At 73.9% G+C, this 17,566-nt stretch carries 13 protein-coding genes; 8 read left to right on the top strand and 5 right to left on the bottom strand.

All coding sequences use genetic code 11. The features are described from left to right. Positions 1-55: 55 nt before the first annotated feature. From ACWDAS_RS23930 to ACWDAS_RS23915, 4 genes are all read left to right on the top strand, one after another. Positions 56-931, top strand: coding sequence for an NUDIX hydrolase (locus ACWDAS_RS23930; protein ID WP_450394324.1), 876 nt, complete (start codon positions 56-58; stop codon positions 929-931). Continuing rightward, on the top strand, positions 928-1,974 hold the full coding sequence (locus tag ACWDAS_RS23925) for a molecular chaperone DnaJ (RefSeq protein WP_450394321.1): 1,047 nt from the start codon (positions 928-930) through the stop codon (positions 1,972-1,974). Before ACWDAS_RS23930 ends, ACWDAS_RS23925 begins: the two co-directional genes overlap by 4 nt. Before the next feature lie 38 nt (positions 1,975-2,012). Next, entirely contained in the window at positions 2,013-3,005 is a 993-nt protein-coding gene (locus ACWDAS_RS23920; RefSeq protein ID WP_450394319.1) for a hypothetical protein, read from the top strand. A gap of 136 nt (positions 3,006-3,141) precedes the next feature. Then, positions 3,142-4,452: an adenylosuccinate synthetase gene (locus ACWDAS_RS23915; RefSeq protein WP_450394316.1), complete on the top strand. Its 1,311-nt coding sequence runs from the start codon at positions 3,142-3,144 to the stop codon at positions 4,450-4,452. On the opposite strand, the gene ACWDAS_RS23910 is transcribed toward ACWDAS_RS23915, so the two are convergent. Continuing rightward, positions 4,383-5,801, bottom strand: coding sequence for a VWA domain-containing protein (locus ACWDAS_RS23910; RefSeq protein ID WP_450394314.1), 1,419 nt, complete (start codon positions 5,799-5,801; stop codon positions 4,383-4,385). The two genes, ACWDAS_RS23915 and ACWDAS_RS23910, sit on opposite strands and share 70 nt — an antisense overlap. 108 nt (positions 5,802-5,909) lie before the next feature. On the opposite strand from ACWDAS_RS23910, the gene ACWDAS_RS23905 reads away from it, so the two are divergent. Next, on the top strand, positions 5,910-6,419 hold the full coding sequence (locus ACWDAS_RS23905) for an NUDIX domain-containing protein (protein ID WP_450394311.1): 510 nt from the start codon (positions 5,910-5,912) through the stop codon (positions 6,417-6,419). Here ACWDAS_RS23905 and ACWDAS_RS23900 read toward each other — a convergent pair. Further along, complete coding sequence (locus ACWDAS_RS23900) at positions 6,413-8,767, bottom strand: glycoside hydrolase family 31 protein (protein WP_450394309.1); 2,355 nt, start codon at positions 8,765-8,767, stop codon at positions 6,413-6,415. The genes ACWDAS_RS23905 and ACWDAS_RS23900 overlap by 7 nt on opposite strands. A 221-nt stretch (positions 8,768-8,988) precedes the next feature. Between ACWDAS_RS23900 and ACWDAS_RS23895 the strand changes: the two genes are divergently transcribed. Beyond that, a complete protein-coding gene (locus tag ACWDAS_RS23895; protein WP_450394307.1) occupies positions 8,989-11,004 on the top strand; it encodes an acetoacetate--CoA ligase in 2,016 nt (671 codons plus the stop codon). 139 nt (positions 11,005-11,143) lie between these two features. Here ACWDAS_RS23895 and ACWDAS_RS23890 read toward each other — a convergent pair whose 3' ends face one another. Continuing rightward, entirely contained in the window at positions 11,144-12,463 is a 1,320-nt protein-coding gene (locus tag ACWDAS_RS23890; protein WP_450394304.1) for an aminotransferase class I/II-fold pyridoxal phosphate-dependent enzyme, read from the bottom strand. A 47-nt stretch (positions 12,464-12,510) separates the two neighbouring features. Between ACWDAS_RS23890 and ACWDAS_RS23885 the strand changes: the two genes are divergently transcribed. Together ACWDAS_RS23885 and ACWDAS_RS23880 are read left to right on the top strand one after the other, a co-directional pair. Continuing rightward, positions 12,511-13,860: an MFS transporter gene (locus ACWDAS_RS23885; RefSeq protein ID WP_450394301.1), complete on the top strand. Its 1,350-nt coding sequence runs from the start codon at positions 12,511-12,513 to the stop codon at positions 13,858-13,860. Between the two features lie 31 nt (positions 13,861-13,891). Next, positions 13,892-14,824, top strand: coding sequence for a hypothetical protein (locus ACWDAS_RS23880; protein WP_450394299.1), 933 nt, complete (start codon positions 13,892-13,894; stop codon positions 14,822-14,824). A 65-nt stretch (positions 14,825-14,889) separates the two neighbouring features. Here the strand turns inward: ACWDAS_RS23880 and ptsP are convergent, their stop codons facing one another. Together ptsP and ACWDAS_RS23870 are read right to left on the bottom strand one after the other, a co-directional pair. Further along, positions 14,890-16,560: a phosphoenolpyruvate--protein phosphotransferase gene (gene ptsP, locus ACWDAS_RS23875; RefSeq protein ID WP_450394296.1), complete on the bottom strand. Its 1,671-nt coding sequence runs from the start codon at positions 16,558-16,560 to the stop codon at positions 14,890-14,892. 80 nt (positions 16,561-16,640) lie between these two features. Then, positions 16,641-17,090 carry a PTS sugar transporter subunit IIA gene (locus tag ACWDAS_RS23870; protein ID WP_450394293.1) on the bottom strand — a complete coding sequence of 150 codons (450 nt, stop codon included), beginning with the start codon at positions 17,088-17,090 and terminating at the stop codon, positions 16,641-16,643. Positions 17,091-17,566 lie beyond the last annotated feature (476 nt).

The following is a 17,566-nucleotide window of genomic DNA, read 5'->3' as shown; positions in this document are numbered from 1 at the left end:
CTTCTCGAATCGAGAAATACTCGAAGTGAGAACAACTGGCGATGGGTGGCGCACGATGGCAGACCGGCAGGGCGAGGACGCGTTCCTCGCCGCCTACGACCCGCACGCCTTCGACCCCATCGCCGTGACCGTCGACATCGTCGCGCTGACGCTGCGTCAAGGCGTGCTGCACGTCCTGCTGGTGCGCCGGGGCGGCCCGCCGTACGAAGGCGCCTGGGCGCTGCCCGGCGGCTTCGTCCAGGCCGGCCGCGAATCGCTGGACGAGGCGGCGGCCCGCGAACTGGCCGAGGAGACCGGGCTCGACGAGGCGCGCGGCCTGGGCCGCGTCCACCTCGAACAGCTCGGCTCCTACGGCCGCCCCGACCGGGACCCGCGTATGCACGTCGTCTCCGTCGCCTACCTCGCCTTCGCCCCGGACCTCCCCGAGGCGACGGCCGGCAGCGACGCCGCGGCGGCCGAGTGGATTCCCGTCGAGACGCTGACCCCTGAGGGGAAACCGGACGCCGCCCAGGCGCGTCCCTTGGAGCAGGACCGGCCGGCCGGGATCCACGGGGGTGGTTCCGGCCGCCGGTCCGACCGCTCCCCGGAGGGCCTGGCGCTGGCCTTCGACCACGCCACGATCCTCGCCGAAGGTCTCGACCGGGCCCGCGCCAAGATCGAGTACACCCCGCTGGCCACGGCCTTCCTGGGCGAGGAGTTCACCATCACCGAGCTCCGCTCGGTCTACGAGGCCGTCTGGGGCCGCGCCCTCCACGCCGGGAACTTCCACCGCAAGGTCCTCTCCGTCCCCGGCTTCGTGGAGTCCACCGGCGCCACCGCGACCCGCGGCGGCACCAGGGGCGGTCCCCGCGCACGCCTCTACCGCGCCGGCGACGCCCGCCTGCTGCACCCCGCACTGCTCCGCCCCGACCGGGAGGAGAGCGTCCGATGACCGCCACGACCCGCCGTACGTCCGCCCACCGCGTCCGCAGCTTCGACGACGCCCTGGCCGCCCTCGGCCGGCCCTTCCCGGCCGACGCCGCCGAGGCCGCCCGGCACTACCGCCGGCTCGCCCGGCTGCTCCACCCCGACACCGCCCCGCCGGGCCGCGCGGACGAGGCCGAGGCCGCCTTCGTCCGCCTCACCGCCCAGTGGCGGCGGCACGCGGGCGACGGCCCGACCCTGACCACCGCCCGGGGCGCGTACCCGCTCGGTCCGGTCCTCGTCACCGGCGACCTGGCCGTGCTGCGCGCCGGCGGACCCGACACCGTACTGAAGATCCCGCGGCGGCCCGCCGACAACGACCTGATGGAGCGTGAGGCCGACGCGCTCACCCGGCTGCACACCGTGGCCGACGCCCGGCACCGCGCCTACGCCCCCCGCCTGGTCGAGTCCTTCCGCCACCGCGGCCCCGACGGCACCGAACGCCGCGTCAACGCCCTCCAGCGGCTGCGCGGCTTCCACACCCTCGCCGAGGTCCGCGCCCTCCACCCGGGCGGCCTCGACCCGCGTGACGCCGCCTGGATGTGGCGCCGCCTGCTGGTCGCCCTCGGCTGGGCGCACCGGGCCGGCATCGTCCACGGCGCCGTCCTGCCCGAGCACGTCCTCATCCACCCCGCTCAGCACGGCCTCGTGCTGATCGACTGGTGCTACTCCACCGAACGCGGCGGCACCGTCCCCGCCCTCGTCGAGCGGCACCGCGCGCTCTACCCGCCCGAGGTGACCGGCCGGCGCCCCGCCACCGAGGCCACCGACATCCACCTCGCCTCGCGCTGCGTCGAGCAGCTGATGGGGGACCGCGCGGCGAGGCCGCTGCGCGCCTTCCTCCACGGCTGCACCCTCATCGCCCCTGGCCTTCGGCATGGGGGACCCCAGGCACGCCGCCCGCACGACGCATGGCGGCTCCTCGCGGAGCTGGACGAGCTCCTGGAACGCCTGTACGGCCCGCGCACCTTCCGCCCGTTCACGATGCCCGGCACCGGCACCGGCACCTGACACACCTGACACGCCTGACACACCAAGGGGGAACCACCATGGGCAGCGGAAGCTGGTCCACCAACGTCTACGACGCCGCCGCGCGCTACCGCGCCGCCTCCGGCGCCGGCGCCTTCGCCTACAGCGACCGCGTCACCTCGTCCTCGCCGCGCAGTTCCTGGACCGCGCACGCCTCGCTCGACCCGAAGGGCATCGGCGTCCGCGAGAGCCGCGACTCCGACGAGCACCCCGCCTCGCTCGCCATCTCCGTCCTCTTCGACGTCACCGGCTCCATGCGCACCGTGCCGCAGGTGCTGCAGACCAAGCTCCCCGAGCTCTTCGGCCTGCTGCTGCGCAAGGGCTACACCGAGCACCCGCAGATCCTCTTCGGCGCGGTCGGCGACGCCACCTGCGACCGGGTCCCGCTCCAGCTCGGCCAGTTCGAGTCCGACAACCGCATGGACGACGACCTGGGCAACATCCTGCTCGAGGGCGGGGGCGGCGGCCAGATGACCGAGTCGTACGAGCTCGCCATGTACGCCATCGCGCGGCACACCTCGATCGACTGCCACGAGAAGCGCGGCCGCCGGGGCTACCTCTTCCTCATCGGCGACGAACTGCCCTACGGCAAGGTCAAGGCCCGCGAGGTGCGCGACGTCCTCGGCGACGACCTCGCCGAGGACATCCCCGTCACGCGGATCGTCGCCGAGCTGAAGCAGAAGTTCGACGTCTATTACATCCTGCCGGCGGGCTCCTCGTACGTCGGGAACGCCGAAGTGCTGGGCACCTGGCGCAAGCTGCTGGGCCAGAACGTCATCGAGCTCGACGACCTCGACGCCGTCTGCGAGACCATCGCCCTCACCATCGGGCTCGGCGAGGAGGCCATCGACCTCGCCGAGGGCCTCGACGACCTCGACGCCGTCGGATCCACCGCCACCGCCACCGTCGGCAAGGCCCTCGCCGCCCTCGGCCGCGACCGCGCGGCCGTCGCCGCGACCGACGCGCCCCTGATCGACGACCAGGACACGCCGCCCGGAACGACCCGCCTGTAACCGGGCGGTGGCGCCGTGGGCAGCCCCCCTCCCCCCGGGCCTCGCCCCGGTCCCGCCCGGGGGAGGACGGGCACACGCCACGCACCGGCGGACAGCCGGCGACAGAACACGAACCCCCACCGGAGGGAGCGGAACCGTGCACACCATCGTCGTCGACCTCGGCTACGGCGACGCCGGCAAGGGCACCGTCGTGGACCGGCTCTGCGCCACCGAGCCGGTCCACACGGTCGTCCGCTTCAACGGCGGCGCCCAGGCGGCCCACAACGTCGTCACCACCGACGGACGCCACCACACCTTCGCCCAGTTCGGCTCCGGCACCCTGCGCGGCGTCCGCACCCACCTGTCCCGCTTCGTGCTCGTGGACCCTCTCGCGCTGGCCGCCGAGGCCGACCACCTCACCGCGCTGGGCGTCCCCGCGCCGTTCTCCCTGCTCAGCGTGGACCGCGAAGCCCGCCTCACCACCCCGTACCACGCCGCCGCCAACCGCCTGCGCGAGCAGGCGCGCGGCGCGGCACGCCACGGCTCCTGCGGCATGGGCATCGGCGAGACCGCCGCCTACGCCCTCGCCCACTCCGAGGACGCCCCCACCGCGGGCGACTGCGCTTCACGCCCCCGTCTGCTGCGCAAGCTCCGCCTCCTGCGCGACCGCCTCGCCGACGAGTTCGGCCGGTCGCTGCCGGCCCCGCCACCCGAGGACTGCGCCGACGCCTTCACCGCCTTCGCCCGTGCCGTCACCCTCACCGGCGACGGCCACCTCGCCCGCGTCCTGCGCGAGGACACCGTCGTCTTCGAGGGCGCCCAGGGCGTACTCCTGGACGAATGGCACGGCTTCCACCCGTACACCACGTGGTCCACGACCACCTTCGCCAACGCCGAGACGCTGCTCGCGGAGGCCGGGGCGACGGCCCGCCGGCTCGGCGTGGTGCGGACGTACACCACCCGGCACGGCCCGGGCCCACACGTCACCGAGGACCCCGAACTCGCCCCGCTCCTGCCCGAGCCGCACAACGGGCACGGCCCCTGGCAGGGCGCCTTCCGCAGCGGCCACTTCGACGCCGTCGCCCACCGCTACGCCGTCGACGTCTGCGGCGGCGTGGACGCCCTCGCCGTCACCCACCTCGACGCCCCCGCCCGCCGCTGCCCGCAGCTGCGCCTGGTCCGCGCGTACGACACAGGCGAGACGCGGCTGCCCACCGCCCCGCCAGGCGACCTCGCCCGCCAGGCCGCGCTCACCGACCGGCTGCTCAAGGCCCGCCCCGCCCGCTGGGACGTCCCGGGCCCCGATCCGGCCGCCTGGTCGCGAGCGATCGGTGAGGTCCTGGGAGCTCCGGTCGTCCTGGAGTCCCACGGTCCGACGGCCGCCGACAAGCGGGAGGTTCAGCGCAGGATCCCGGCCTGCCGCGCGGCCGTCATCCAGGACGGGAACTCCGACAGGATCCGGTCGTAGAGCTCCGCGTCCGGCACGCCGGCGATGTCGTCCACGGCGAAGAACCCGACGTTGTCGACGCGCCGGCCGGGCAGGGTGTCGAAACGCTCCAGCACCCCGTAGTTGGCCCGGCCCAGACCGACGAACTGCCAGAACACCGGCTCCTCCACCGCCTCCCGCAGCTGCTGCTCGATCTGGGCGTTGCGGTAGACCCCGCCGTCGGAGAAGAACAGCACGAGCGTCGGCGCCGCCGTCGGGTTCGCCCGCACGTACGCCCGGACCTCCGCGATGACCTTCTGCTCCTCGTTCTGGATGCCGACGAAGCGCATGTCGACCTGGCCCGGCTGCAGCCCGTGCCGGGGCTTCTTGGGGCGGCCGAACAGACTCAGCTCGCCCACCCGGACGTGCAGCCGCAGCCACATCGGCAGCTCCGCGATCCGCAGGTCCGGCAGGCGCGCTGGGTGCGAGGCGAAGGTCCACGCCTGCATCTCGCCGTCGTCGTCCAGTTGCGCCGCGACCGCCGCCATGCGCTCGACCACGTCGGCGACGACCCCGCGCGCGTACAGGCCGCTCATCGAGCCCGACGCGTCCAGCACGAGGACCACCCGCGCCACGACGCCCGCCGCGCCGTGCTTGCGCAGGCTGACGGCCACCTGCTCCTTGCGCAGGCTCAGCCGCTTGCGCATGTCGGGAGGCAGGTGCTCCTCGCCCATGGTGAGCCGGGTGGCCGACGGCGGAGCGGCCGCGGCCGGGAAGGGCGGCGGCGGGGGCACCGTCACGGGGAGCGCGGGCCGCGGGTACTGCGGAGGTCGAGGCACAGGCGGTGCGGGCGGCTGGGGCGAGTCGACGGTGATCCCGAAGTCCGTGGCGAGTCCGGTCAGCCCCGACGCGTAGCCCTGCCCGACGGCACGGAACTTCCACACCCCGCCGCGCCGGTACAGCTCGCCGCCGATGAACGCCGTCTCGGTCGTCGCCGGCATGTCGAACCGCGCGATCTCGGCCCCGTTCCGGGCGTCCAGCAACCGCAGCCGCAGTCCCGGCACCTGCCCGAAGGTCCCGCCGTCCGCGGAGGCGCACAGGACGACCCGCTCGACCGCCGGCTCCACGCGGGCCAGGTCGACGTCGAGCGCGTCCGACGCCTGCCCCGGGCCCGTGTGCTTCCCGGTGTGCCGCACGGCTCCGGAGGCGTGCACGGGCTGGTTGTAGACCACGAAGTCGGCGTCCGAGCGCACCCGCCCGCCGTCCGTCAGCAGCAGCGCGGAGGCGTCGACGTCGGGTACGCCGGGACCGGCGGTCCAGTCGAGCACCGCCCGCACGGCGGGCACGGGAACCGGCAGATTGGCGCCTTTGCCGAGGGATTCGGGTGTCACGGACGCCAGTGTGCCCTCTCAACCTCCGGGACGGACAGGGCTGCGCGCGGCGCCCCGGCCCGAACAGGCCGCACGGGGCCCGGCGAACCCGTCGGATACAGTCCGCGCGTGACCACTCGTCAGAAGGACAGCCACTGCTCCTACTGCGGTACGCCGTTCTCCCCCGCCGCGGGCTGGCCGCGCTCCTGCGCCGCCTGCGGTGGCATCACGTACCGCAATCCGCTCCCCGTCGCCGTCGCCCTGCTCCCGGTACGGGCCGCCGCGGGCACCGGCCTGGTCGTCGTACGCAGGGCCATCGAGCCGGGGCGCGGACTCCTCGCCCTCCCCGGCGGCTTCGTCGACCTCGGCGAGACCTGGCAGCAGGCCGTGGTCCGCGAACTCGACGAGGAGACCGGCATCGAGGCCTCCGCCGACGACGTCCGGCTGGCGGACGCCCTCAGCGGCGACACCGGCCACCTCCTGGTGTTCGGCCTTCTGCCGGAGCGCGCCGCCGAGGATCTCCCGCCCGTCGTCGCCACCGAAGAGACCGACGACCGGGAGGTCCTGCTCGCCCCGGCGGAACTGGCCTTCCCGCTGCACACCGAGGCGGTGCGCAACTGGTTCGACGGCCGCTACTGAACGACCGCGCCGCGCACCCGCACCGGGTACCCCACCTCGTCGTGCCCCTCACGGACCACGACGACCTCGCCGTCCACCAACCGCGAGGTGAAGCGCTCCACCCGCGGCTCGGCCCAGCCGTCGCCGGCGTCGGTGATCAGCATCCCGCCACCGGCGCGCCCGGTCACCGGCGCCCACACGTCGAGCCCCACCGTGCCGTCCTCCTCCGCCACCGGCACCACGGCACCCGCCCGCGCCAGCACCGGGATACGTTCCGGCGGCGCGGCCAGCAGCACCTGCCCGGGCCCCTGATGCGCCTCCCCGGTCGCCGTGTCGTACCACAGACCCCGCGGCAGCCGCACCGCACGCTCCGTCGCCCCCTGCTCCAGCACCGGGGCCACCAGCAGCGCGTCCCCCAGCAGGAAGGCGTCCCCGCAGGAACGCAGCTTGCGGTCCTCCGGATCGCCCCACCACACCGGCCGCACATAGGGCGCCCCGGAACTGCGCGCCGTGTGCGCCAGGGTGTAGAGGTACGGCATCAGCCGCTCGCGCTCGCGCATCGCCGCCCCCGCCGCCTCCAACACCCGGGGCCCGAACTCCCACGGCTCGCGGTGCCCCGCGTGCAGCGCCGAATGCGTACGGAAGAACGGGAAGTACGCGGCCATCTGGAACCAGCGCAGATACAGCTCCGGCGTCGGGATCCCGGTGAAGCCGCCCACGTCCGGCCCCGAGTACGGCACTCCGCACAGGCCCAGCCCCAGCACCAGCGACAACGAGGAGCGCAGCCCCGGCCACCCCGTCGACACATCGCCCGACCACGTCCCGCCGTACCGCTGCATGCCCGCCCAGCCGGAACGCGAGAACAGGAACGGCCTTGAGTCGGGGCGCAGTTCGCGCAGCCCCTCATGACCGGCCCGGGCCATGGTCAGCCCGTACACGTTGTGCGCCTCGCGGTGGTCGCCGCCGCGGCCCTCCAGGGCGTGCCGGGCGGAGCGGGGGAGCGTGGTGTCCCCGAAGGCGGCGAAGGACACCGGCTCGTTCATGTCGTGCCACACCCCGGCGAAGCCCTGCGTGAGCCGCTCCGCGTACAGCCCGCCCCACCACTTGCGCACCCGCGGATCGGTGAAGTCGGGGAAGACCGCGTCACCCGGCCACACCACGCCGCGGACCGTGCGGCCCTGCGCGTCCCGTACGAAGGCGTCGGCCGCCGCCCCGCTGTCGTGGACCGGATTGCCCGGCTCCAGCTTGACCGCCGGGTCCACGATCGACACCAGGCGCACCCCGTTGCCGCGCAACTCCTCGGCGAGCGCGGGCAGGCCGGGGAAGCGCTCGCGGTCGACGGTGAAGACCCGGTGGCCGTCGTAGTGGTCGATGTCCAGGTGCAGCGCCGACAGCGGGAGCTCCCGCTCCCGGTAGCCCGCCGCGACCCGGCGCACCTCGGCCGCGGTGCCGAAGCCCCAGCGTGAGTGCTGGTACCCCAGCGCCCACCGCGGCGGCAGCGCCGGCCGCCCGGTCAGCGCGCTCCAGGAGGCCAGGACCCGTGCGGGCGTACCGGGAATCACCCAGTAGCGCAGCGGACCGCCGTCCATCCGCACCTCGCAGCCGCCGGGCCGGTCGTGGCCGGAACCCGCGCCCTCCTCACCGTCGCGCAGGGTCACCCGGCCGTCCCAGGTGTTGTCGTGGAAGACCAGATGGCTGCCCGCGTCGGCGACCACCAGCTGCACCGGCATCGTGATGTACAGCGGATCGGTCTCCGGTTCGAAGGCACCGCCCGGGTCGGTGTTCCACAGCCGGTACGTGCCCTCGCCCAGTCGCGGCCCCGAGGCGCGCCCGCCGAGCCCGAACACCGCCGCGTCCGCCGGCGTCTCCGACCGCTGCACCCAGCGCGGCTCCGCGCCCTTCGCGGCGGTCAGCGGATCCCACCACCGCGGCGGCAGGTCACGCCGCAGCAGCAGGCCGCCCGGCGTGCGGAACTCCACCGCCCCGTGCCGGGACACCAGGACCGTGATCCGCTCCGACACCACCCGCCAGCCGTCCTTGTCGGGCTCGATGACCGCCCGGGTGTCCGCGTCCGGGCAGCCGCCGTCCAGCGCGTACGAGGGCTCCGGCTCGGCCCCGTCCCAGCCGCAGAACACCGCGCCGCCCGACGCGACCCGCACCCGCAGGCTCGACCGGGCGAAGCGGACCAGCCCGCCGCCCGGCAGCGGATCCGCGCCCTCGGCCGCTCCCGGCACCCTCGCCCGCTCCGGTCCCCGGCGCGGGAGGTCCCGCGCGTCGGTGCGCTGCCGGCGCCATGCCGCGCGCACCGCCCTCAGCCCGTTCGCCGATCCGACCTGCCGTACCTGTCGCACCAGGTCCCGAGCATCCATAAGGCCCACCCTTTCACCGTTCCCGCCCGCCCCGCCGCCGGATCGGCCGCCTTCCACCTGGCGGCCCGGCACATGGTTCCACCCCCGAATGTGTGGGGTGTGCCCTGGCGCCGGCGACGATCACGTGGCATCGTCCTGCCCAGCCGTGACCGGGGACATTCCGCCCGGCCGGGGTCCAGCAGCACACAACGCAGCGTCGCGTACCGTCCGGGAGCCGCCCCATGAGCACCACACCTGAGCCCACCGCCGACCCGGTGACCGAGCAGCCCCTCTGGCAGCCCGGCCCGGACCGGGTCTCCGGTGCCCAGGTGACGCGCTTCCAGACCTGGGCCGCCGAGCGCCACGGCGCGCCGGCCCCCGACCCGGCCGACCCCGTCGCCGGCTACCAGGCGCTGCACGCCTGGTCGGTGCGCGAGCCGGAGGCCTTCTGGCGCTCCGTCGTCGAGTGGTTCGACGTGCGCTTCTCGTCCCCGTACGAGACCGTCCTCGCCGACGCCTCCATGCCGGGCGCGAAGTGGTTCCCCGGGGCCACGCTCAACTACGCCGAGCACGCCCTGCGCCCCGCCGGCGACGCCGCGCGCGCCGACGCGCCCGCGCTGCTCCACCTCGACGAGCGCCACGACATCGGCGAGACGAGCTGGTCCGAACTGCGCCGCCAGGTCGCCTCCCTCGCCCACGAGCTGCGCGCCCTCGGCGTCCGGCCCGGCGACCGGGTCAGCGGCTACCTCCCCAACATCCCCCAGGCCGTGGTCGCCCTCCTCGCGACCGCCGCCGTCGGCGGCGTGTGGACTTCCTGCGCCCCGGACTTCGGCGCCCGCAGCGTCCTGGACCGCTTCCAGCAGGTCGAGCCGGTCGTCCTGTTCACCGTCGACGGCTACCGCTACGGCGGCAAGGAGCACGACCGCGCGGGCGTCGTCGCCGAGCTGCGCGCCGAACTGCCCTCGCTGCGCGCCGTCGTCCACATCCCGCTGCTGGGCAGCGCCGCCCCCGAGGGCACCCTGGAGTGGGACGCCCTGGTCTCCGGCGACCAGGAGCCCTCGTACGAGCAGGTGCCCTTCGACCACCCGCTGTGGGTGCTCTACTCCTCCGGCACCACCGGCCTGCCCAAGGCCATCGTCCAGTCCCAGGGCGGCATCCTGCTGGAGCACCTGAAGCAGACCGGCCTCCACATGGACCTCGGGCCGCAGGACCGGTTCTTCTGGTACACCTCCACCGGCTGGATGATGTGGAACTTCCTCGTCGGCGGCCTGCTCGCCGGTTCCACGATCGTCCTGTACGACGGCAGCCCCGGCTTCCCCGACACCGGCGCCCAGTGGGGCGTCGCCGAACGCACCGGCACCACCGTCTTCGGCACCTCCGCCGCGTACGTCATCGCCTGCCGCAAGGCCGGCGTCCACCCCGGCCGCGACTTCGACCTGTCGGCCGTCAAGTGCGTGGCCACCACCGGCTCCCCGCTCCCGCCGGACGGCTTCCGCTGGATCCACGACGAGGTCAAGGAGGACGTCTGGATCGCCTCCGTCAGCGGCGGTACCGACGTGTGCAGCTGCTTCGCGGGCGGCGTCCCCACGCTCCCGGTGTACATCGGCGAACTCCAGGCTCCCTGCCTCGGCACCGACCTGCAGGCCTGGGACCCCTACGGCAAGCCCGTCACCGACGAGGTCGGCGAGCTGATCGTCACCAACCCCATGCCGTCCATGCCGATCCACTTCTGGGACGACCCCGACGGGACGCGCTACCGCGACAGTTACTTCGAGATGTTCCCCGGCGTCTGGCGGCACGGCGACTGGATCACCCTCACCTCGCGCGGCACGGTGATCATCCACGGCCGCTCCGACTCCACCCTGAACCGCCAGGGCGTCCGCATGGGCTCCGCCGACATCTACGAGGCCGTGGAACGACTCCCCGAGATCCGCGAATCCCTCGTCATCGGTGTCGAACAGCCCGACGGGGGCTACTGGATGCCGCTGTTCGTCCAGCTCAGCGAGGGCGCGGTCCTCGACGACGCCCTCCGCGACAAGGTCAAGCGCACCATCCGCGAGCGACTCTCCCCCCGTCACGTCCCCGACGAGATCATCCCGGTCCCCGGCATCCCGCACACGCTCACCGGCAAGCGCATCGAGGTCCCGGTCAAGAAGCTCCTCCAGGGCACGCCGCTGGACAAGGCCGTCAACCCCGGCTCGGTCGACAACGTGGACCTGCTCACCTTCTACGCGGAGCTCGCCCGCACCCGCGGCTGAGGTGAGGCGGGGCAGCGGGTGACCGGGCCCCGCCATCGAGTACGCCGTTGGGGTGTGGTCGGGTGTTCCGCCACGCGGGACGCCCGACCACAATCCACCCCTGGGCCGCACGGGGCGGGCGACCCGAGGCCCGGTCCGCTCACCCCCCGTACGTCGCCCCGAACTCCCCGAGGACCTCGGCGAAGTCGACCGCCAGCGCAAGCGCATCGGCGGGCGGCAGATCCGCCGTCGTGATCCGCACCCCGGGTCCCGCCGCCAGGCGGAACCTCGCTCCGGCCGCCACCCACCACCCCCGCGACCGCAGCCCGTTCACCACCGCCGCCTCGTCCCGCACCGGTACCCACACGTTCAGGCCGCTCGCCCCGTGCGCCGGGATGCCGCGCCGCCGCAGTTCACCGGTGAACGCCTCCCGTCGCTCCGTGTACGCGTCCCGCGCGGCCCCGACGAGCACCCGGGCCCCCGGGTCGGTCAGCAGCCGGGCGACCATCTCCTGCAGCACATGACTGATCCACCCCGAGGTCAGCAGCAGCCGCCCGTCGTGCCGCGCCAGCGTCGTGGGGTCGCAGGCGAGCGCGGCCCACCGCAGGTCCGTGCCCAGGTACTTGGTGACCGTGCGCACCTGCGCCCACCGGGGCGGCTCTCCCGACGTCAGGCTGTTCAGCGGCACGCCCGCGATCTCGGCGGCGTGGTCGTTCTCCACCACCAGCACATCGGGTGCCTCCCGCAGTACGTCCAGCAGCGCGTCCCGCCGTCCGGGCGAGAAGCAACCGCCGTACGGGTTCTGGGAGCGCGGGCTGCACACCACCGCCCGGGCCCCCGCCCGCAGCGCGTCCCGGAGCGCTTCGGGACGCATGCCCTCGTCGTCCACCGCGACCGGCACCATGCGCAGCCCCAGCGCGGGCACGAGGTCGAGCAGATGGTGGTACCCCGGATCCTCCATCGCCACCGCGTCGCCGGGCCGGAGTTCGACCGACAGCAGGCGGCCGACGCAGTCGAGCGCGCCGTGCGCGAACGTCACCTGCCCGGACGGCACCCCGTCGCGCTCGAACCACTCGCGGGTCAGCGACTCCAGTTCGGGCAGCCGCGGGGACGCCCGGTGCGAACGCACCCCGGGAGCCACGCGCACCGACGACGGCAGCTCCGGCAGGAAGGCCGGGTCGGGGTGCCCGCCCGCAAGGTCCCGCAGCCCGGGCGGCACCCTCGGCGGCCGGCGCGACGCCACCGCCGGCGCCTCCGCGACGACGGTGCCGCCCCGGCCGCGGGTGACGACGATGCCGCGCTGCCGCAGCTCCTTGTACGCGGTCGCCACCGTCCCGGGGCTCACCCCCAGGCGCTCGGCCAGGGCCCGCACCGGGGGGAGCGCGGCACCCGGGGACAACGTCCCGTCGGCCACGCCCCGTTCGACGGACGCGGAAATGCCCTTGGCGCTCGTACCGGTGATCGCATATTGTGCTGCCACATTCGTAAGTCTGTATCAATACAAACTTCGGGTCAAGGGGGCAGTGCATGCGATTCCCTCGCAGTCGCGGCGACATCGAGAACCTCGTACCGGGCGGCCGCGACGGCCGCCGACTGCTGTGGGTCAGCTTCACCGACAAGGCCGGTTCCGGCCTCTGGTACGGCACTTCGGCGCTGTACTACACCTACGTCGCCGGTCTCGCCCCGCACCGGATCGGCCTCCTCCTCGGCATCGCGGGAGCCGTCGGCGTCGCGGGCACCCCCGTCGCGGGACGCCTGGCCGACCGCGTCCCGCTCACCCGGCTGCTCCCCGCCGTTCACGCCCTGCGCGCCGCGGCCGCCGTCGGCATCCTGCTCACCGGCACGTTCTGGCTGCTGCTGCCCATCGCCGCCCTCGGCAGCCTCGGCGACCGCGCCGCCTCGGTGCTCACCAAGCTGTACGCCGCGCGCGTCGCGGGCCCGGACCGCGTCCGCTACCAGGCGCTTCAGCGCACCGTGGTGAACATCGGCTTCGGCATCGGCGGACTCACCGCCGCCGTCGCCCTCGCCATCGGCACCGACACCGCGTACCGCGCGATGCTCGCCGGGGACGCCCTCTCCTTCGTCGGCGCGGCCCTGCTCGTTCTGCGCTGCGCCGAACCGCCCACCCCGGCAAGGGTGGTGACCTCCGCGACCACCCCCGCCGGCGGGGCACCGCCCCGGACGACCGCACCGTCCGCGAGCCCCTGGCGCGACCGCGGCTACCTCGGCTACACCGCCACCGAGACCCTGCTGTTCCTCGACGACACGGCACTCAACGTCGGCCTGCCGCTGTGGATCGCCACCGCGACCGCCGCCCCGCACAGCCTCGTCGCCCTGCTCTTCGTCCTGAACAACGTCCTCGTCGTGCTGTTCCAGGTCCGCCTCAGCCGCCTCGGCGACGAGCCGCGCAGGGCCGCGGCCTCCCTGCCCCTGCTCGGCGCCGCCTTCCTCGTCGCGGGGGCCGCCATGGCCGTCTCGGCCGTGGACTCGGAAGGGGTCGCGGTGGTCGCCCTCGTCGTGGCCGCGACGGCCTTCACCGCCGCCGAGATCGTCCACGCGGCGATCTCCTGGGAGTTGTCCCTGGCCCTCGCCCCCGGCCGCTCGCAGGGCGCCTACCTGGGCGTGCACGGACTCGCGCAGTCGGCCCAGCGCTCGGCGGGCCCGGTGCTCCTCACCTCGGCCGTCATGGCCGCCGGCCCGCTCGGCTGGCTGGGCCTCGGCGGCGGGCTCGCCGCCGTCTCCCTCGGGCAGCGCGCCCTGGTGCGCCGCCGGCTTGACCGGCTGGACTCCCTGGAACTCCCGGAGCCGGCCACCGCGCCGGCCTCCGTCACACCCCACCGACCGGTCACTGTCAGTGGCGGGGATTACGGTGAGTGACAGTTGACCGCCGTACCGAGGGGGAGCCGTCATGGCACACACCAAGCACCGCAAGCAGACCACCCGCCCCGCCCGCCGCCCCGCACGGACCGGCCGCCGCGCCCTGCGCCGCGAGGCACCGACCACCGTCGCCGTCCTCACCGACCCCGGTGACTTCGCCGCCATGCGGGAGTACGGCAGCTTCACCTTCGACGACCACGCGACCTACCTGCGGCAGATGGAGGGCCTGCTGCGGTCCCTCGCCTCCCGCGGCATCCACGTCCGGGTGGGGGTCTTCGACCCCGGGGAGTACGCCGAGTACTGCGCCGACACCGGCCACGACCCCGACAGCTCACGCTCCCGGACGCGGTACGCCGCCGACGTCACCACGGCCGGTCCCACCGTCCCGTACAGCGGCCAGCCCCTCGAACTCCTCGTCACCGAGCTCGAGTACGAGGCCGGCCGCCAGGCCACCTGGGAACGGGCCTCCGACATCCTGGCCCGCGCCGGGGACTGCTCGGGCTGCGGCGACGACCTCGCCCGGACCTCCTTCGACCGCGCGTCCCAGGCCCTGATGCGCCTCCTCGAAGCCGCCGGGCCGGGCCACCACCACCTCGTGTGCAGCGTGCCCGCCGAGGGCACCACACTCCTCGCCGCCATGCGCGCCCGCTGCGACGACCGGGGCATGGTCCACCTCGTCGAGGCCGAGGCCCTGGTCTGCTGCACCGTCCTCGCCGCCGGGATCGCCGAGGACAGCACCGGAGGCGTCGTCCTGCGCAGCGGCACGGGCACCGGCCAGCCCCCACCGGGGCGCCCCGACGAGGTCCGCGGCTGGACGCTGCGCGACGGCTGGCTCCAGCCCCTCACCGAGGCCCAGGTCTTCAACGCCTACTGCACGGACGCCGAGTCCGGCGACCCCGTCCCCCCGGAGCCCGGAGTCGTCCACCGCCCCGGATTCGTCCTCCCGCCCCCTGAGGACGGCTGACCACAGCGAACACCGAAGGGCGCCCCACCCAACGGTGGGACGCCCCTCGGGAGGACGCGGAACGGTCACTCCCCGGACAGCACCGCCTGCGCCGCGCGCCGCGCCTCGTCGGCCGTGTCGGTCGCCCGGGCGGCCGCCGCCGCCCGCTCGCACTGCGCGAGGGTGTACTTCGCCAGCGTCGCGCGGACGTAGGGAAGCGAGGCCGCGCCCATCGACAGGCTCGTCACGCCCAGACCCGTCAGCACACACGCCAGCAGCGGATCGGAGGCCGCCTCACCGCACACACCGCAGCTCTTGCCCTCGGCCCGCGCGGCCTCGGCGGCCGCCGCCACCAGGTCCAGCAGCGCCGGCTGCCACGGGTCCTGGAGCCGCGAGACCGAACCGACCTGGCGGTCGGCCGCGAAGGTGTACTGCGCCAGGTCATTGGTTCCCAGCGAAAGGAACTCGACCTCCTGCAGGATCGACCGCGCCCGCAGCGCCGCCGACGGGATCTCCACCATCGCCCCGAACTTCGCGTGCAGCCCGGCCTCCCGGCACGCGTCCGCGAACGCCTTGGCGTCGATGCGGTCCGCCACCATCGGCGCCATGACCTCGAGGTACACCGGCAGACCTTCGGCGGCCCTGGCCAGCGCCCGCAGCTGGGTGCTGAGCACGTCGGGGTGGGCGAGCAGCGTCCGTAGACCGCGCACACCCAGTGCCGGGTTCGGTTCGTCCGCCGGTGTCAGGAACTCCAGCGGCTTGTCCGCCCCCGCGTCCAGCACCCGCACCACGACCCGGCCCTCGGGAAAGGCCTCCAGCACCTGCCGGTACGCCTCGACCTGCGTCTCCTCCGACGGCGCGTTCTTCGAGTCGTCCAGGAACAGGAACTCCGTACGGAACAGACCCACGCCCTCCGCGCCCGCCTTCACGGCGGCCTCGACGTCACCGGGACCGCCGATGTTCGCCAGCAGCGGCACCTTGTGACCGTCCGATGTCGCGCCCGGCCCCGAGGACGCCGCGAGCGCCGCCCTGCGCTCCTCCGCGGCCTTCGCCAGCTCGGCCCGGCGGTCCCTGCTCGGATCGACGTAGATGTCGCCCGTGCTGCCGTCCACGGCGATGACCGTGCCCTCGGCCAGCTCGGTGGCGCCCGGCAGCGCCACCACCGCCGGCACGCCCAGAGCACGGGCGAGGATCGCGCTGTGACTGGTCGGGCCACCCTCCTCGGTCACGAAACCGAGCACCAGCGACGGGTCCAGCAACGCCGTGTCCGCGGGCGCCAGATCGCGCGCGATCAGCACGTACGGCTCGTCGCTGTCCGGCACACCCGGCATCGGTACGCCGAGCAGCCGTGCCACGATCCGGTTGCGCACGTCGTCCAGGTCCGCCACCCGCCCCGCCAGATACTCGCCCGCGTTGGCCAGCAGCGCCCGATAGGAGGCGAAGGCGTCGTAGACCGCGCGCTCGGCCGAGCTGCCCACCGCGATACGGCGCTCCACATCGGCCATCAGCTCGGGGTCCTGCGCCATCAGCGCCTGTGCCTCCAGCACAGCCTGTGCCTCGCCGCCCGCCAGGTTGCCGCGTGCGATCAGGTCATTGGCCACCGCATCGACCGCCTGACGCGCCCGGGCCTGCTCCCGAGGCGCCTCATCGGCCGGAATCTGCTTGGCCGGGGGCTCGAGAACCGCGGTTCCCATGTGCCGTACCTCGCCGATCGCCACGCCGTGGCTGACACCGACGCCTCGCAGCGTTGTCTCCATCTCACCCGTCTCCGGTTGTCGCGGACGCACGCGACCGCGTTGCCTGTGTTTATGCGTCGGGAGTGGCCTTGCCGAAAAGGCTACGTCCAAGAGAAGAGCGTGGCCCCGGCGGTCACCTCTCCGTCCTCGACGAGAGCGGTCAGCGCATCGGCCGTCGCCTCGAGCGCCACCACCGGGCACACCGCGGACTTGCCCGCGGCTTCGACCGCCGCGGGGTTCCACCGCACCATCGCCTGCCCGCGCACGACGGTGTCGCCCTTGTTGACGAGCACCTCGAAGCCCTCGCCGTTCAGCTGCACGGTGTCGATGCCGAGGTGGGTCAGCACCCCGTGCCCGTCCGTGTCCACCACGACGAACGCGTGCGCGTGGAGCGAGACGACCACCCCGTCCACCGGCGACACGGCCACCGAGGGCTCGCGCACGGGGTCGATCGCCGTGCCCGGCCCCACCATCGCCCCCGAGAAGACGGGGTCGGGCACCGCGGCAAGCCCGATGACGCGCCCGGTCAGGGGCGAAGAGACAGTCGTCATGATGAAGCCTCCAAGCAAGTGGTCCAGACCACTCAGTCTGCCACCCCTGCCGAGCCGGCCACACCACGCCACCGCCGATTTGCTCCGACCGGCCTCCTCCAGTACGTTGGCACAACCCCCGCGACGAGAAGGCCACGGAGACGTGCGCCCTCGAAGCGGTGCGGTAAATCCGACGGAAAGCATCTGCTAAAGTCGTCGAGTGCGAAAGCCGAAAGGCGGAAACGCAAAAGCAGAATCCCGCCGGCGGGAATCGGACGCGAAAGAGTCTGATAAAGTCGGAAACGTCGAAAGGTGAAAACCGGAAGACAAAACCCCGCTCCAACAGGGGGCCGGAAACGAAGAGCGGAAACGCGAAACGGATCTGGTAAGGTTGGAGACAATGAAGGGAAAGCCCGGAGGGGCCGGTGAAACGGTCTCGAAGGAAGCTTCCGTTCCTTGAGAACTCAACAGCGTGCCAAAAGTCAACGCCAGATATG

This window comes from Streptomyces sp. NPDC001070 (assembly GCF_053598835.1).
The sequence above is the reverse complement of the archived record's forward strand: the minus strand, read 5'-3'. Positions and strand labels throughout refer to the sequence as shown.

Bases quoted from the DNA above. Each gene is read 5' to 3' on its own strand.
- ACWDAS_RS23930 (WP_450394324.1), top strand. From the start codon at position 56: ATGGCAGACCGGCAGGGCGAGGACGCGTTCCTCGCCGCCTACGACCCG.
- ACWDAS_RS23925 (WP_450394321.1), top strand. From the start codon at position 928: ATGACCGCCACGACCCGCCGTACGTCCGCCCACCGCGTCCGCAGCTTC.
- ACWDAS_RS23920 (WP_450394319.1), top strand. From the start codon at position 2,013: ATGGGCAGCGGAAGCTGGTCCACCAACGTCTACGACGCCGCCGCGCGC.
- ACWDAS_RS23900 (WP_450394309.1), bottom strand. From the start codon at position 8,767: ATGGATGCTCGGGACCTGGTGCGACAGGTACGGCAGGTCGGATCGGCG.
- ACWDAS_RS23895 (WP_450394307.1), top strand. From the start codon at position 8,989: ATGAGCACCACACCTGAGCCCACCGCCGACCCGGTGACCGAGCAGCCC.
- ACWDAS_RS23885 (WP_450394301.1), top strand. From the start codon at position 12,511: ATGCGATTCCCTCGCAGTCGCGGCGACATCGAGAACCTCGTACCGGGC.
- ACWDAS_RS23880 (WP_450394299.1), top strand. From the start codon at position 13,892: ATGGCACACACCAAGCACCGCAAGCAGACCACCCGCCCCGCCCGCCGC.
- ptsP (WP_450394296.1), bottom strand. From the start codon at position 16,560: ATGGAGACAACGCTGCGAGGCGTCGGTGTCAGCCACGGCGTGGCGATC.
- ACWDAS_RS23870 (WP_450394293.1), bottom strand. From the start codon at position 17,090: ATGACGACTGTCTCTTCGCCCCTGACCGGGCGCGTCATCGGGCTTGCC.